This is a genomic window from Maribacter stanieri, from assembly GCF_900112245.1.
GTDB classification, from domain to species: domain Bacteria; phylum Bacteroidota; class Bacteroidia; order Flavobacteriales; family Flavobacteriaceae; genus Maribacter; species Maribacter stanieri.
This window is the reverse complement of record NZ_FOYX01000005.1, coordinates 47,112-63,340: the sequence shown is the minus strand read 5'-3', so window position 1 is coordinate 63,340 and position 16,229 is coordinate 47,112. Positions and strand designations below refer to the sequence as shown.

Genomic DNA, 16,229 nt, shown 5'->3' with positions numbered 1-16,229 from the left:
TCACCCGGGCTTTTAATTCAACCAATCATCAAATCGAATACATTAAAAAAAATCTTTTTCATAACAATTTGTATTCTACACCTAAGTCGGTATCAAATAAATATCCTTACAATATTATTTTAAAAAAGTAAAAGCCCAGGAACCACCCCGAGCTTTCAACTAAATTAAAAACCAAATTTAAACCAAAAGCCTTAAATTGAACCTAATCAATTTATTTTCACAGCTATCATCTATATAACAACCAACTGATCAATTACCCTACCCATAAATCCATTTATTTTTACCTTAATATAAATTAGTAATATGATTGATTCATTTTTTGAAGAATTAAATAGTGAAATTAAAAAGGGCGTAACCGAAAAAGGGCATCCTTTTAGATTTATTACTATGGCAACTGTGGGAAATGAGCCTGTAGCCCGTCTACGCACGGTTGTTTTGCGAGAGGTCTCAAAAGAATTAATCTTAAGTGTTTACACAGATAACCGTACCAAGAAAATACAGCATATTAAAACGAACAATTTAGTTAGCTTTTTACTTTATCACCCAGAAAAAATGTTGCAATTGAAAGTAGAAGGTATAGCCAACATAGTAACAGATACTAAAAGGCTTACTGCTACTTGGAACAATATTCAGCCAAATAGTAGAAAAGATTACATAACGGACAATAGTCCAGGTAGTTTTATTAAAAACCCTGAGCATGTAGAATATTTAGAAGACCAGAATTACTTCACTATTTTAGATATTACGCCTACTAAAATTGAATATTTAAAACTTCAAAGACCCAATCATATTAGAGTTCTTTTTGTAAAAACCAATGATAAATGGAATGGGGAATTTTTAGTTCCTTAATTTTTATAGAAATATAGATTTTCCATATCCTTACCAAAAACAATTAGACTATCTATAGCCGTGGTCTGCTTTACTACTAATGGATTAATTGTAATTTCAATTTCCCTTTTATGTTTTATTTTTAATGCTGTTAATGAATAATCGTCTGCAGAAAGTATTATTCTGTCAGGATGTAACAAACGCACATTACCGGCATAGGTCACATTTGGAAGCACCCATTGATATTCATCATAATTCTGCTGCAATTTACTGGCAACTGGTTCAAATCCAAAATGTACAGATGAAGGTATGTTCAATACCTTTTCTATTGGCGTTCTTATGGTTTGAACAGCTATTACAGCAATAAAAACCCAATACCCAACAGCAACTAATTTCGTGTTATTCTTAAAATTAACTGTTTCTATCAACAGAACTACAAAAGGAATAAAGAGCGGCAGCAACCACCTAGTCTCTACTTTCTGACTTTTAAAAATGAAAAAAAACACCCCTAAGACCAGTAATTGCGCAAAGAACATTTTCATAAACCAGTTTATTTTTAACCTATTGAAACTCACGTTTTTTAAGAAATAGCCTATACCAATAACTACAAGAATAGGAAACAATAAAGCAAACAAGCCTTTTAAATAAATTAAAATAGGTAGTAACGAAAAAACCGATTCCGAATCTTCCATTCCTATTTTCTCTTCTACACTAGAGGTCAAAAAAGTTTGAAATTCGTCAGGACCCAGTAACCAATAAACATGTGGGGCTATCAATAAAACAGAAACGAAAATTGATACCAGTATTTTTGTATTGAAAACTATAGCTCTCAATTCCTTATCCCACAAAGCAACCAGAGCAAAAGTTACTAGAAAAAATGCATAGTTATATTTGGAAAGTAACCCTACACCTACTATTAAACCTAAAAACAAATAGTTTAATACTGACTTACGCTCTACTAAAAGCTGCAAAGAATAGTAAGAGGCTACTATGCAAAGGCACAATAAGCTTGTATGAGAAAGTCTACGGAAAGTAAAATCGATAAACACAGGTACTAAAGCCAAGGCTAAAACAACCAGTTTAGATTGATCTTCATTTTGTATTCTAAACTTTGAAAACCGATACATCAGCAACAATGTAGACGCAAATAAAAGCCCTCTTAAAATTGAAAAAGAAATTTTGCTAACACCAAATATAGAATTAAAGCCATACTGCAACCATGTGTATAGCGGTGGTTGATCATCATAACCCCAGCGAAGCCATTGAGAATAGTACGCTTGCTCAGCATCTTCTAACTCTAGTGCACTTTTAAAGAAAGTAATACCAGTTATGGCAAGAAAGGAAAAAATAGCAAGTACGGTTATCTTATTTAGAAACACGTTCTTGCCCATATTTAATCTTGTGTAATGACCGTGAAACTTAAATTTAATGGCTCTAAGGCATTAAATAACATAGGCACTAAATCTTCACCATATTCTAAATAAAACACAGAAAAATTTGATTGTCTTTCCTGCAAAGATTGGTTTGGAAAAATTTCGTTCTGTAGTTCGGTCATACGAACAACATGGTCTTTTAATTTTTTCTTTTGTGCTTGCAGTAGTCTTTTCTCTAAAGCATCCAAACCTTTTTTCTGCTTTACTTCTTGGGCTTTTACCGCACCTATAAATGATTTATCTGTCCTTTCGGCTAGTGCATACATTTCTTTAAACTGCTCTTCTAATAATTTCTTTTGTGGAGAAAAGTCAATGTCAATATTTGATATCTCTCTAATCTTCTTATTGATCAAGCTATTTTGCTTTAAGAATATATCTGATTTTGAGATATTCATTCGCTCTAGCTTGTCCGCTTGCTTTCCAGATATAATCAAGGCTGAATTTCGAACCAATAAAATTGGAAACGGAACATTCAAGGCTTCAAAAGCAGTTTTCAATTCTAACCAATAGGCTATTTCTCCGCCTCCGCCTATATAACATAGGTTAGGCAAAATAACTTCTTGATATAAAGGCCTGGCGATTACATTAGGTGAAAACCGTTCTGGATGTGTATCCATCTCATCAATCAATTCTTCTTTTGTAAAAGAAATGTTGGTGTCGTTTACAACAAACGCTCCCTTGCTCTCTATAAAACGTTCACGAATTCCTTCTTTTAAATAGAAATAATTGATTTCACGAGGATTTACTTGAACTGGATAATCTGTAGAAATCTGCTCTATTTCCTTAATTGTCTCCGAAACTTTATCAAAAGCGGTTTGCTCAAAAATATCTTTCTTCATATATGGAACAAGCGACTTTTTTAAGTCGATATCATCACCATCTACAATTACTAATCCGTAGTCCTTAAAGATTTCATTCGCTAAATAACGAGTTGCATCCGTTAAGTTATTATGCTTTAAGTAAGCTTCTTCGAAAAGCTGCTTTAATACATTTGCATTTTTACTATCTCCTATTGACTTTGCAAATAGCGTAAAAACCTCATCTAAACCTTCTGTAGTCAAATGACCAACAGCACCCGAAGCTTCTTTATTCCATTGAAATTTTAATCCTTTAAAATTGAAATAATTTATTTCATCGAAATCATGATCCTCTGTAGCCATCCAATAAACAGGCACAAAATTAGAATTTGGATATTCCTTTTTTAACTGTGTTGTTAAATTGATAGTGGAAATAATCTTATAAAGAAAGTACAACGGACCGGTAAATAGATTTAATTGGTGCCCGGTAACTATGGTAAACGTATTTTTCTCTTTTAATAGCTCAATATTGGTAGCCGTACCTTCAGAAGTATCAGTATTCTTATATTGTTTTAGCATAGAAGCATGCAGCACATTTCGCTGGACTTGGGAAAAATGCTTCCCTTTTTCTTCTAATTGCCCTTTGAAACCTTCAACATCGGGAAACCGATTATATAATGGTTTAAGTTTAGCATCCTTAGCAATGTAGTCGCAAATTAATTTCGAAAAATAGCCCGTTTTTGCTATGGGCAAACAATCAATATCCATATAAAAAGTAAATACGTGGTAAATATAAAACCCTTTCGTTTTACATTTCCTAAATATAAGTTAATTACCACTAGTATTAAAAACCCAATTACTCGGCGAAATACATCACAAATCAATGTCATTTTATAATTATTTTAATAGATTTGGATGACTCAGAACACAAATAACTATATGAAACTAATTTTACGCTACGCATTACTTTTAATGCCACTTTTAGGTTTAGCTCAGTTAAAATCTCCGTCGGAGTTTTTAGGGTACGAACTAGGAACACAATTTACAAGACACCATGAGGTCGTTGATTATTATCAATATTTAGCAGAAGCTGAACCTCAACGTATGAAGCTTATTGAATACGGTAAAACCAATGAACGCAGGCCTTTATTATTGGCTACTATTTCTACCAAAGAAAATATGCAAAACCTTGATAAAATTAGGGAAGAGCATATGAAAGGATTAAATGGCGAGGGCACACCTGACAAGGCAATTGTATGGCTTAGCTATAATGTTCATGGTAATGAGAGTGTAAGTACAGAGGCTTCAATGCAAACCATTTATGATTTGTTTACAAGCAAAAGTAGTTACCTAGAAAACATTGTAGTTTTAATTGACCCATGTATTAACCCTGACGGACGAGATCGTTACGTTAACTGGTACAATCAATTTAAAAATTCACCCAACCAAGTAGACCCTAATAGCAAGGAACATCATGAAAACTGGTGGAGCGGCCGTAGCAACCACTACATGTTCGATTTAAATAGAGATTGGGCCTGGTTAACACAAGTTGAAAGTCAACAACGTTTAAAGCAGTTTAATAAATGGTTGCCTCACGTACACGTAGATTTTCACGAACAAGGCGTAGATAATCCATATTATTTTGCTCCTGCCGCAGAGCCATTTCATGAGGTTGTAACCGATTTTCAAAGAGAATTTCAAAAAACTATCGGTAAAAATCATGCCAAATATTTTGATGAAAACGGTTGGTTTTATTTTACTAAAGAAGTATTTGACCTACTTTATCCAAGTTATGGTGACACCTACCCTACTTACAACGGTGGTATCGGTATGACCTACGAACAAGGTGGTAGTGGTCGTGCAGGTTTAGGCATTATAACCAGTATTGGCGACACACTTACATTAAAAGATAGAATTGCGCATCACCATACTACTGGTTTATCTACTGTAGAGGTAGCGGCAAACAATGTGAACAAATTAAATGATGAGTTTAAAAAATTTCATCTTAAAAAAGATTTCAAATACAAAAGCTATGTACTTAACGGTAATCCTGATAAGCTAGAATTATTGACCAACCTGTTAAGCAAGCACGAAATTGAATACAAAGCTGGCAGTAATAGTTCCGTAAAAGGTTACAACTATGCTACAGGAAAAATTAGCTCTTTGAAAACAACCGACAAAAGTATTGTCATTTCAACAGATCAGGCAAAGGGCACATTGGTTAAGGTATTGTTTGAGCCAATGGCAAAACTAAGCGACTCTGTTACTTATGACATTACGGCATGGTCTCTGCCTTATGCTTACGGAGTTAATGCAATTGCTAGTGAAAGTAGTTTTAATGGAACAACTGCTGTAAACAGCAAACCAGAACTTAAAGGTGTAGCAGCAAATAGTTATGCTTATTTAGCAGACTGGAACAGCATGAAAGATGCCAGATTCTTAGCTGAATTATTACGCAATAAAGTACGTGTGCGTTATGCTCATAAACCATTCACAGTAGATGGAATTGCTCATGAACGTGGCACATTAATTATCACTAAAAGCGACAACAAAAACCTTAAAAATTTCAACAAAATTTTAAGTACAGCCTCTAAGAATCAAAATAAAAATCTTATATCTACCAACACTGGTTTTGTTGAAAGTGGAAAAGATTTTGGCTCTAGTTATGTTGATGTTATTCAAAGTTTAAATATTGCAGTACTTTCTGGAGAGCCGACCTCTACCCTTCGTTTTGGTGAAATATGGAACTTCTTTGAACAACAATTAGACTACCCTATTTCTGTATTGGATGAAGATTATTTTGCGAGAGTTGACCTTACCAAATATGATATATTGATTTTACCTGATGGTAGAGGGTATAATAGTTTTTTAACCACTTACACTAAAGAAAAAATTAAAGATTGGGTAAAACATGGAGGTAAGCTAATTGCCATGGGTGGCGCAATTGATGGTATTACCGCATCTGACGATGATTTTGATTTGAAGGAAAAAGAAATAAAAAAAGACTCCTCAGATACCATTGGATCTTTTGAAATTTCTGAAAGAGAGCAGATAAAATCTACAATTACTGGAGCTATTTTTAAAGCGACAGTAGATAACACCAACCCACTAGCTTATGGTTACGACGACACCTACTTTACTTTAAAATTGGGCGCACGTTCTTATAAGTACTTAGATAACGGTAGTGCTGTATATTTAAGTGAGGGAGATAACGAACCAATATCTGGTTTCGCGGGAAGTGAGGCAAAGAAAAAAATAGCAGAAACATTAATTTTCGGAACCGAAGAAATGGGGCGTGGACAAGTAATTTACATGGTAGACAATCCGCTTTTTAGAGGTTTCTGGGAAAATGGGAAATTATTTTTTGCCAACGCATTATTCATGGTTAAATAGATAATATCATGAAAGAATATAAAGTTGAAACCTTAATATACTATTCAAAACTAACCTTTGATAAATTTCATATTGTTGATACTTCAAACAAGGAAATTCAAGAAAAGCTAGATAGTTATGCAAAAGAGGGATGGCGTTTAGTCTCAACAGATGCCTCCAATTTTGGTGCGGCAATGTATATATATTTATATTTTGAGCGGTAACTATCTTTTATAGATTTTCGCTTAAAAATAAATATTTTTTATATCCCTGAAACGATAATAATCGTTTCAGGGATATTTTATTTTAACGTACAGAAATTTCTTTCCAACATATTCACATCTTTTACGTTTAAACTAGAAGATCCTTTTAAGTAAGGGTTAAAACCAACGCCTATGCCTACCGACCAAGAACAAATAAGCGTCTTGTTGCAGAAGTTAGAATTACTTCTAAAAAAGCAGCAAGATTTTAATATTGAGGTAAATGAAATTCGTAGAGATATTCAAATACTTCGAAATACACAAGCTTTAAAATTCAATCAAGATTCTAAAGAACAACCAAATACACCAAAAGAGGCAATATTTGAAAAAGAATCTATTACCATTACTGAGCCGGTTGTTATTGAGACTACTAATCAAACACAGGTAGAACCAGTTGAAATTAAAGAAGAACCTATACTTACTCTTGAAAAGAAACAGATTTTTCCAAAAAGAAAATCAAATCTTGAGAAATTCATCGGTGAAAACCTTATTAACAAAATAGGAATATTAATTACCGTAATTGGTGTTGTTATCGGTGCAAAATACTCTATTGAAAATAACTTAATAAGTCCTCTCACTAGAATAATCCTAGGTTATTTGGTAGGTTTGGGCCTAATTGGTTTTGGCTTTAAATTAAAAGCAAAATATGAGAATTATAGTGCTGTTTTAGTAAGTGGCGCATTAGCTATTTTATACTTCATCACCTTTGCCGCGTACGACCTCTACGGGTTGTTCCCACAACTAATGGCATTCGGCATTATGCTGTTATGTACCGTGTTTGGAGTAGTATCTGCATTAAGCTATAATAAACAAGTTATTGCGCACATAGGCCTTGTTGGTGCTTACGCGGTACCATTTTTATTAAGCAATGACTCAGGTAACTTTACAGGGCTATTTAGCTACATAGCCTTAATTAATATTGGTCTATTGGTTATTTCCTTTAAGAAGTATTGGAAAGCCCTCTATTACCTTTCATTCACCTTTACTTGGTTAATTTATGGCACGTGGTATTCTTTTTCTAGCTATGATGAAGATTTCGCTATGGGATTTTTATTCCTCAGTATTTTCTTCTTTCTTTTTTATGCTACGTTCCTCGCTTTTAAATTAATCAAATCTGAACAATTTAAGGTTGGCGACATCATTCTGATTCTATTAAATTCATTCCTATTTTATGGTTTTGGAATTGCTTGGCTGTATGATTATGAAGGAGGAGAACTTTATTTAGGACTATTTACACTTCTTAACGCATTAATACATTTTGGAATCACCGTATTAATTTTTAAAAGGAAATTAGCAGATCGTAAACTGTTCTTTTTAACTGCAGGTTTTGTACTCACATTTATAACCATCGCCGTACCTGTACAATTAGATGGTAACTGGGTAACACTAATTTGGGCTTTAGAAGCTGCACTGCTTTTTTGGATAGGTCGTACAAAAAAAGTTGTTTTCTATGAATACCTTTCATATATCATGGCTGCTTTAGCGTTCTTAAGTTTAACGATGGATTGGGCACAGAGCTACTCTTATCTAAATACCACAGAAGAATGGAGCCTTCTATTAAATACCACTTTCTTGACTTCTATATTATGTGCTGCGGTCTTTGGGTTTATAAATTGGATTCAAATAAAATTCGTCTCAGAGAAACAATCTGTAGTTCAAAAAATAATGGGGATTGGGGTCCCTCTTTTATTTGTAAGTACTCTTTATTTTGCCTTTTATCTTGAAATTGAACAGTATTGGAATAATGCCTTTGAGGCATCTAAAATAGAAATATCTAGTGAGTCTGGTTATTACCCAGAATACAATTTTAATCTCAAAGACCTTGAATCTATTTGGAAAATACTCTATACCATGTTTTTCGTTAGCATTGTAAGCCTAGTAAACACCTATAAAATTAAAGACAAGGTTTTAAGTATTGTATCAATTGTTGCAGCATTATTAACAACCCTTGCATTCTTAACAATTGGTCTTTATATATTAAGTGAGCTACGCGAAAATTTCATTTTCCAAGAGCTTACTGAATTTTATAATATTGGAACTTTTAATATTTACCTTAGGTACATCTCCTTTGCATTTTTTGCATTCTTATTGTTTACTATTTATAAATCAGCACAACAAGATTATTTAAAAATCAATTACAAAATTTCGTTTGAAATTCTACTACATGTATCTATAATTTGGATTACCAGTAGTGAATTACTAAACTGGATGGATTTATCTGGATCTGATCAATCTTACAAATTAGGACTTAGTATTCTTTGGGGACTTTATGCCCTTTTATTAATTGCAATAGGTATTTGGAAAAAGAAAAAACACTTACGTATTGGTGCCATTATTCTTTTCTCCCTCACGTTAATTAAATTGTTCTTCTATGATATTTCATCATTGAATACCATATCTAAGACAATCGTATTTGTCTCATTGGGTATCTTATTATTAATAATATCATTTCTATACAATAAATACAAACACATTATTTCTGATGAAACCAAAAATTAATCTACTTGTAATTCTTACTTTATTGGCAATATCATTCTGTAATGCACAGATGAACTCTTACTCTAAAAAAATAGACTTAATAGGAGTAGATAGTCTTTGGCACAACATTGAAGTACCTAACGAGGTATTTAGAGATTTAAATACCAACATGGCAGATATTCGTATTTATGGCGTAACCGCTATAGACACAATTGAAGCCCCTTATTTACACAGGGTTTCAAAAGCAGAGCATGCCAATTCAGAGATTTCTTTTAACCTTCTAAATACCGTTAATAATTCTAAAGGATTTTTCTATACATATGAAGTTCCTCAGAAAGAATTGATCAATGAAATTAAGTTAAACATACAAGACATTAATTTTAATTGGCTAATTACGCTTGAAGGAAGTCAGAACCAGAAAGAATGGTTTAATCTTTTAGAAGATTATCGTATTCTATCTATAAATAATGACCAAACCGATTATTCCTTTACCACATTGAAGTTTCCAGATGCAAACTTCAAATTTTATAGGTTATTGATAAAGAGTCCAGAAAAACCGAATTTAACTTCAGTACAGATTCTAAAAAAGGCAAAAAAAATAGCAGCATATCGTGATTATAAAGTACGCTCTTTTAAAATTTCTAAAGAGGACAAAAAAACTATTATAGATGTTGATTTAAATAATCGTGTACCTCTTAATTTATTAGAACTTACGGTCGATGACAAAATTGATTATTACAGATCTATTTCTATTCAATATTTAGCTGATAGTGTTGAAACTGAAAAGGGGTATCATTACAATTTTAGACCAATGGCTACAAAAACGCTTTCCTCTATTGAAGATAATAGTTTTCAATTACCAGGCACCTTGGCCCAAAAGATTCGTATCATAATTTTAAACAACGATAATCAACCTTTAAAAATTTCTGATGTTAGGTTGAAGGGATATATACATACGCTAACCACGCGTTTTACTCAACCTGCAGATTACTTTCTAGTTTATGGTAAGAAAAATGCAAGGAGACCTAATTATGATATCACTAAAACAAGAGTATCATTACCAGAAAGCATTTCTAATTTGAGTTTTGGTAAAGTTACCGAGCTACCTAAAAAAGAAACACAAACTACCGCACCTCTTTTCGAAAATAAATGGTGGCTATGGGCTATTATAGTTATTGTAATAGGTTTATTAGGATATTTTACAATAGGTATGATGAAAAAGGAACTTTAAAAAAGATAAAAACAATGGATTCTCAAATACAATTTGAGAATCCATTATTCTTTATACCGGCTCACCATAAAGGTCAAAATCAGCTGCTTCTGTAATCTTTATATTTACAAACTCACCTTGCTTTACATAGTGCTTAGTTGCATCTATTAAAACCTCATTATCTACATCCGGAGAATCAAATTCTGTTCTACCTATAAAGTAGTTACCTTCTTTACGATCAATAATACAACGAAAAACCTCACCTACTTTTTTCTGGTTCAATTCCCAAGAAATCTGAGACTGTATTTCCATTATAATATTAGCACGCTCTTGCTTTGTTTCTTCTGGAACATCATCAATCAAAGAATACGCATGTGTATTTTCTTCATGACTATATGTAAAACATCCTAGTCTTTCAAAGCGCATGGCAACAACCCAGTTTTTAAGAATCTCAAAGTCTTCTTCTGTTTCACCAGGGTAACCAACAATAAGGGTTGTTCTAATGGTCATTTCTGGTACCGCAGCCCTAAACTCCTTTAGTAATTTGGTCGTTTTGGCTTCTGTAGTTCCTCGACGCATACTTTTAAGAATACTGTCAGAAATATGTTGTAAAGGAATATCTAAATAATTACAAACCTTTGGTTCTCTGTTCATCACATCCAATACATCCATTGGAAAACCAGCAGGAAATGCATAATGCAATCTTATCCATTCAATACCCTCTACCTTAACCAAAGCTTCTAATAGCTCTGCAAGATTTCTTTTCTTATACAAATCTAACCCGTAGTAGGTAAGATCTTGAGCAATTAAAATAAGCTCTTTTACTCCTTTAGCCGCCAACTTTTCAGCTTCGGTTACTAAGTCTTCTAAAGGAGTACTCTTGTGCTTACCTCGCATTAATGGAATTGCACAGAAAGAGCAAGGTCTATCGCAACCTTCTGCAATTTTTAAATAAGCATAATTCTTAGGAGTTGTAGTTAAACGTTCTCCTATTAATTCATGCTTATAATCTGCCCCTAAAGCTTTTAATAATCCGGGTAATTCACTTGTACCAAAATACTCATCTACATTAGGAATCTCTTTTTGTAAATCTGGCTTGTAACGTTCACTAAGACATCCTGTAACAAAAACTTTATCTACTACACCGTCTTCTTTCTTTTGAACATATTCTAAAATGGTATTAACACTTTCTTCTTTTGCATTAGCAATAAAGCCACAAGTGTTAATAACAACAATGTTTCCTTCTTCTTCATGTACAACTTCTTTGTCATTGGCCTTTAACTGGCCCATGAGTACTTCAGAATCATAAACATTCTTTGAGCAACCTAGAGTTACCACATTGATTTTGTTCTTCTTAAGGGTTTTTGTCCTCATAATTTAAATTGGGGTGCAAAAATACGATTTGGGTATTTAAAAACGTTAGATATGGACAAATTTACTCGTAATCTTTATTTGATTACTGTTTATTAATACCCAAACCTTAAATTAACCATGAAATTCTCCCAATATTTCAGCCTGTTTGCCATACTATCTATTCTCGTATCATGCTCAAGTGATTCTGAACCTACTTCAGAAACCGATAAGAGCGGTACTCCACCAGCATTGGCTCCTATACCTACGGATACCTACTTCCCTCCTATTTCCAGAACCAATGAATGGGAAACTATATCAATGGAAACCTTGGGATGGAACGAAGATCAAGTAGACAATCTTTATAATTTTTTAGAGGATAACAACACCGATGCATTTATCGTTTTAAAAGACGGGCGCATGGTAATAGAAAAATATTTTGGTGATTTTACCTCAGATGATAACCATGCATGGAATTCTGCCGGAAAGAATTTAACTGCAATGCTTACCGGTATTGCTCAGGAAGAAGAATTTCTTAAAATAACCGATACAACATCAAACTACTTAGGTGAAGGTTGGTCAAGTTTACCGAGTGAAAAAGTACTTAATATTACCATAGAAAACCAGCTTACCATGACTACTGGTTTAGATTATACGGTTGAAAATATTTTCTGTACAGACCCCAATTGTTTAACTTATTTAAACGAACCTGGTACTTTTTGGTATTATCATAACGCACCGTACACTTTATTGGACGATGTAATTGCCAGTGCTACACAACAAGATTTTAACTCGTATTTCTCTGAAAAAATCAAAGAACCTATAGGAATGCAAGGCTTATTTATTAAAGTAGGCTATAACAATGTATTTTATAGCTCCGCTAGAAGTATGGCCCGCTTTGGAATTTTAAACTTAAACCAAGGAAATTGGGATGGTTTATCTATTCTCTCAGATCAAAATTATTTTAATACCATGACGAACTCATCTCAAAACTATAATCTTGCTTATGGATATCTGTATTGGTTAAATGGTAAAAGCAGTTTTAGATTACCTAATTCTGAAGATGAATTTACAGGTAGTTTAATACCTAATGCTCCAGCTGACCTTTATGCTGGTTTAGGCTTAAATGACCAAAAATTATACATGGTACCAAGTTTAGATTTGGTTATTGTACGCATGGGCGGGGCAAGTAATGAAGAACTTTTAGGTCCTTCAAGTTTCGATAATGAAATTTGGGGATTGATCAATGCTATTATAGAAAATTAAAATTTATCGATAATAATAAAAATTCTTCTTATTAGTTATAGAGACTATAAAACCGAGAATAGTTAAATTAATACAATATGAACTTTAAACAATTTGCAGAAAACAGATATACCACTAAAAAATATAATACTACCCGAAAGGTTTTGGATTCTGATATTCAAGATTTAAAAGATATTCTTAAACTTAGTCCGTCCTCTATTAATAGCCAACCGTGGCTTTTCACATTTGTATCAAATGAACAAGTTAAAAATGATTTAGCTGACGCTTCATATTTTAATGCTACCAAAATAAAAGATGCTAGTCATTTGGTTGTATTCAGTGTTATGGACAATCTAATAGAGTTTGAAAAACGTGTTGAAGAAAATTTGAACGAAGGAGCAATAAGATATTTCAAGCAATTTGTAAAACCGCAACCAGCGGAAAAAACTATTAACTGGTTATCTCAACAAGTATATATTACCCTTGGATTCTTTTTAGCCGCTTGTGCTGCTATGGAAATTGACTCTACACCTATGGAAGGCATAGAACCTGAAAAATATAAGGATATTCTTAAAATCAATGACCACAAAGTACTATTTTCAGTCGCTATTGGTTACCGACATTCCGAGGATAATACTCAACCTAATATAATCGGAAAATCTAGGTTATCAGCTAATAAAGTGATTCAATCTATTGACTAGGCACTTATTATTTAAACCTCTCTAGTAAGTTCAAAAACCGTAATTTCTGATCTTACATTAAAACGTACTTGACGTAGACAGCCTAATGCCCTATTGATGTAAAGAGTTCTACCATCTTTTAAATCTTTTATACCAGCATCGTAATTCTTATTTTTTACTGGTAATAAAGGTGCAGGCAAAAATGGTGGTTTTACCTGTCCACCATGTGTATGACCGGAAAGTATCCAGCCTTTAAAATTATTCCAGACTGGCAGATCGCATACATCCGGATTGTGACATAGGGTAATATTTGCTTTTTCAGGATTATATTTTGCTGTAGCTTTTTCAGGATAAAAATTACTTCCCCAAAAATCGTCCATTCCTAAAATATTGAGTCCGTTAATTTCCACGGCATCATTTCGTAACATGGTCACCCCTACTTCTTCTAAACTCTTCGTGATTTTTTGTGCGACTTCATCTTCGACAAAATCAATTCCGTAATCATGATTTCCCAATATGCCAATGGTACCCATAGCACCTTTAACTACAAACTTTAAAACCTCTTGCAATTGATTTAATTGTTCATTGTCTTCATAGGTTACATAGTCGCCGGTATAGACAACGAAATCAGGTTTTAATTCTTGAGCTTCTTTAAATGAATCTATTATATATTGATAGTCAAATGAATTTCCTATGTGAATATCACTGATTTGCATTACCGTTTTACCAATTAGCCCTTCTGGTAAATTTCTTAATGGCATTTTTAAACGAACAAATTCCATCCAAAACGGTTCAATTTGCCAACTATATAGTCCAATCAACAAACCCAACCCAGCTCCCCACTGAAAAGTTCTTTTTACAAAGTTTCTTCTTTTCATTTTAGCCAAACTTATTAATTCCGATAATCTGAAGGTATTGCCCGGTTAGGAAATTTTTCTTCATAAGCTTTTCCTATTTGCAATAAATTAGCTTCTGAGAATTGTTTTCCAATAAATGTCAAACTTAACGGCTCACCAGATGCTTTATACCCCATAGGTATTGTCAAAGCAGGATATTTAGCTACTGCAGCATAACCAGCGTGGTAATTATTAATAGATAAAACAGCATCTAGTTTGTACTTATTCATCGCTGTATCGAAGAAAGCGCGTCCATTTTTTTCAAGATTAGCTTTTATTTCTTCTAACTCTGTAGTTGTGGTAGTATCTGATAATAAGCCTTCAAACAATGCTTGCCCGTACGGAATTCTAATCAATGAATCTGCATTATTAAATGCTACTGCATCTTCAATTGAGGTAATTTTTATAACATCTGGATTTGCGTACTCTTTTAGGTATGCCTTTAAATCGTTACGCATATCAATATTTAATATACTCAAAAACCCATCCATGGATACTTCTGGTGGTGTAAATTCAATTATGGTTGCACCTGCCTCACTAAAATTTTCAACTGTTTGTTTATAAATACTATCAGTTTCCAATAAATCTTTAATAGCACCTAATCTAATTTCCGAAAAATCTTTTGGATGCAAGCCTGAAGACAATATACCTGGATAATTATCTTCTACAGACGCTGCATCAAATTCATCAAACCCTAGCATTGCAGATAATAAAATTGCATTATCCTTTACATTTTTAGTCATCGGTCCAGGAGTATCTAAAGTGCTTGAAATGGGCACAATACCTGTTCTACTTAACAAGCCAATTGTCGGTTTTAAACCAACGACTGAGTTTTGACTACTAGGAGACAAAATAGAGCCAGATGTCTCCGTACCTACTGCAGCAACAGCATAATTGGCAGAAACAGCTGTTCCACTGCCCGAGCTTGAACCTCCCGTTTCAAATATTCTACGACCATAAGGATTCAGTGTTTGACCACCATATGCACTATACCCAACCGGACAGCCCGTACATAGAAAATATGCCCATTCGCTTAAATTTACTTTTCCTAAAATTAAAGCTCCATTCTTTTTTAATTGCTGAACAATAAAGGAATCGTCTACCTCATTATTCATTAATGCTATTGAACCAGCGGTCGTTTTCATGCCTAGTGCATTAATATTGTCTTTTAACAAAATTGGCATGCCATAAATTGGATGCTGAATTTGAGTTGCCACACCCATTTGATTCTGCTTATCTAATTCTCTCGCCTGTTCAACTACATCTTTATTAAGGGCTATAATGGTATTTAGAGTAGTAGCATTATTCAACTCATATTTATAAATACGGTACAAATAAAATAACACAAGATTTTCATACGTGAGCCTATCTTCTTTTATATGATTTCTAATTGTAAAAATATCTTGTTCCAATATTAAAGGAACCAACTTCTCATATTCAGATTTAGTAAGTTTTGAAACTTCCTCATATAAAGGCACAAACACTTCATTTTTATCAAGAACTTTTGATTGAATTAACTTGTATTGCATACGACCATTTTCATGATCGGTATTGTCTGCCACTTCAATAGAATCATTATAGGGTGTCCAAAGAATTACTTCTTCTTTTTTCAAATCCTGCTCGTTCTTACATGCACTTAACAAAATCACAAATATTAATAAAACATGCTTTATCATAACT

Annotated in this window: 12 protein-coding genes; 7 read left to right on the top strand and 5 right to left on the bottom strand. The window is 33.2% G+C overall.

The genetic code is table 11. The features are described 5' to 3' along the window. Nucleotides 1-303: 303 nt before the first annotated feature. Complete coding sequence (locus BM296_RS18205) at nt 304-849, top strand: pyridoxamine 5'-phosphate oxidase family protein (RefSeq protein WP_091905420.1); 546 nt, start codon at nt 304-306, stop codon at nt 847-849. Here BM296_RS18205 and BM296_RS18200 read toward each other — a convergent pair. Then, on the bottom strand, nt 846-2,219 hold the full coding sequence (locus tag BM296_RS18200) for an ArnT family glycosyltransferase (RefSeq protein WP_091905417.1): 1,374 nt from the start codon (nt 2,217-2,219) through the stop codon (nt 846-848). The genes BM296_RS18205 and BM296_RS18200 overlap by 4 nt on opposite strands. 2 nt (nt 2,220-2,221) lie before the next feature. Next, on the bottom strand, nt 2,222-3,826 hold the full coding sequence (gene bshC / locus BM296_RS18195; protein WP_091905414.1) for a bacillithiol biosynthesis cysteine-adding enzyme BshC: 1,605 nt from the start codon (nt 3,824-3,826) through the stop codon (nt 2,222-2,224). A gap of 171 nt (nt 3,827-3,997) precedes the next feature. Between bshC and BM296_RS18190 the strand changes: the two genes are divergently transcribed. From BM296_RS18190 to BM296_RS18175, 4 genes are all read left to right on the top strand, one after another. Beyond that, nucleotides 3,998-6,451: a M14 family metallopeptidase gene (locus BM296_RS18190; RefSeq protein WP_091905411.1), complete on the top strand. Its 2,454-nt coding sequence runs from the start codon at nt 3,998-4,000 to the stop codon at nt 6,449-6,451. An 8-nt stretch (nt 6,452-6,459) separates the two neighbouring features. Beyond that, entirely contained in the window at nt 6,460-6,654 is a 195-nt protein-coding gene (locus BM296_RS18185; RefSeq protein WP_027067795.1) for a DUF4177 domain-containing protein, read from the top strand. Nucleotides 6,655-6,825: 171 nt separating this feature from the next. Continuing rightward, a complete protein-coding gene (locus BM296_RS18180; protein ID WP_091905408.1) occupies nt 6,826-9,189 on the top strand; it encodes a DUF2339 domain-containing protein in 2,364 nt (787 codons plus the stop codon). Continuing rightward, nucleotides 9,173-10,399, top strand: a complete 1,227-nt coding sequence (locus BM296_RS18175; RefSeq protein ID WP_091905405.1) for a DUF3999 family protein — start codon at nt 9,173-9,175, stop codon at nt 10,397-10,399. Before BM296_RS18180 ends, BM296_RS18175 begins: the two co-directional genes overlap by 17 nt. Nucleotides 10,400-10,450: 51 nt before the next feature. Here the strand turns inward: BM296_RS18175 and rimO are convergent, their stop codons facing one another. Then, nucleotides 10,451-11,752 carry a 30S ribosomal protein S12 methylthiotransferase RimO gene (gene rimO / locus BM296_RS18170; protein ID WP_091905403.1) on the bottom strand — a complete coding sequence of 434 codons (1,302 nt, stop codon included), beginning with the start codon at nt 11,750-11,752 and terminating at the stop codon, nt 10,451-10,453. Between the two features lie 117 nt (nt 11,753-11,869). On the opposite strand from rimO, the gene BM296_RS18165 reads away from it, so the two are divergent. Continuing rightward, entirely contained in the window at nt 11,870-12,994 is a 1,125-nt protein-coding gene (locus BM296_RS18165; protein WP_091905399.1) for a serine hydrolase domain-containing protein, read from the top strand. A gap of 77 nt (nt 12,995-13,071) precedes the next feature. Next, on the top strand, nt 13,072-13,674 hold the full coding sequence (locus tag BM296_RS18160; RefSeq protein WP_027067800.1) for an NAD(P)H-dependent oxidoreductase: 603 nt from the start codon (nt 13,072-13,074) through the stop codon (nt 13,672-13,674). An 11-nt stretch (nt 13,675-13,685) separates the two neighbouring features. On the opposite strand, the gene BM296_RS18155 is transcribed toward BM296_RS18160, so the two are convergent. Together BM296_RS18155 and BM296_RS18150 are read right to left on the bottom strand one after the other, a co-directional pair. After that, on the bottom strand, nt 13,686-14,531 hold the full coding sequence (locus BM296_RS18155; protein ID WP_091905397.1) for a metallophosphoesterase: 846 nt from the start codon (nt 14,529-14,531) through the stop codon (nt 13,686-13,688). A gap of 14 nt (nt 14,532-14,545) precedes the next feature. Then, on the bottom strand, nt 14,546-16,225 hold the full coding sequence (locus tag BM296_RS18150; RefSeq protein ID WP_091905393.1) for an amidase family protein: 1,680 nt from the start codon (nt 16,223-16,225) through the stop codon (nt 14,546-14,548). Nucleotides 16,226-16,229: the final 4 nt, after the last annotated feature.

What these genes read in the sequence shown, in the direction of transcription:
- BM296_RS18190 (WP_091905411.1), top strand. Translation starts at nt 3,998, where the DNA reads ATGAAACTAATTTTACGCTACGCATTACTTTTAATGCCACTTTTAGGT.
- rimO (WP_091905403.1), bottom strand. Translation starts at nt 11,752, where the DNA reads ATGAGGACAAAAACCCTTAAGAAGAACAAAATCAATGTGGTAACTCTA.
- BM296_RS18185 (WP_027067795.1), top strand. Translation starts at nt 6,460, where the DNA reads ATGAAAGAATATAAAGTTGAAACCTTAATATACTATTCAAAACTAACC.
- BM296_RS18165 (WP_091905399.1), top strand. Translation starts at nt 11,870, where the DNA reads ATGAAATTCTCCCAATATTTCAGCCTGTTTGCCATACTATCTATTCTC.
- BM296_RS18175 (WP_091905405.1), top strand. Translation starts at nt 9,173, where the DNA reads ATGAAACCAAAAATTAATCTACTTGTAATTCTTACTTTATTGGCAATA.
- BM296_RS18200 (WP_091905417.1), bottom strand. Translation starts at nt 2,219, where the DNA reads ATGGGCAAGAACGTGTTTCTAAATAAGATAACCGTACTTGCTATTTTT.
- BM296_RS18155 (WP_091905397.1), bottom strand. Translation starts at nt 14,531, where the DNA reads ATGAAAAGAAGAAACTTTGTAAAAAGAACTTTTCAGTGGGGAGCTGGG.
- BM296_RS18160 (WP_027067800.1), top strand. Translation starts at nt 13,072, where the DNA reads ATGAACTTTAAACAATTTGCAGAAAACAGATATACCACTAAAAAATAT.
- BM296_RS18150 (WP_091905393.1), bottom strand. Translation starts at nt 16,225, where the DNA reads ATGATAAAGCATGTTTTATTAATATTTGTGATTTTGTTAAGTGCATGT.
- bshC (WP_091905414.1), bottom strand. Translation starts at nt 3,826, where the DNA reads ATGGATATTGATTGTTTGCCCATAGCAAAAACGGGCTATTTTTCGAAA.
- BM296_RS18205 (WP_091905420.1), top strand. Translation starts at nt 304, where the DNA reads ATGATTGATTCATTTTTTGAAGAATTAAATAGTGAAATTAAAAAGGGC.
- BM296_RS18180 (WP_091905408.1), top strand. Translation starts at nt 6,826, where the DNA reads ATGCCTACCGACCAAGAACAAATAAGCGTCTTGTTGCAGAAGTTAGAA.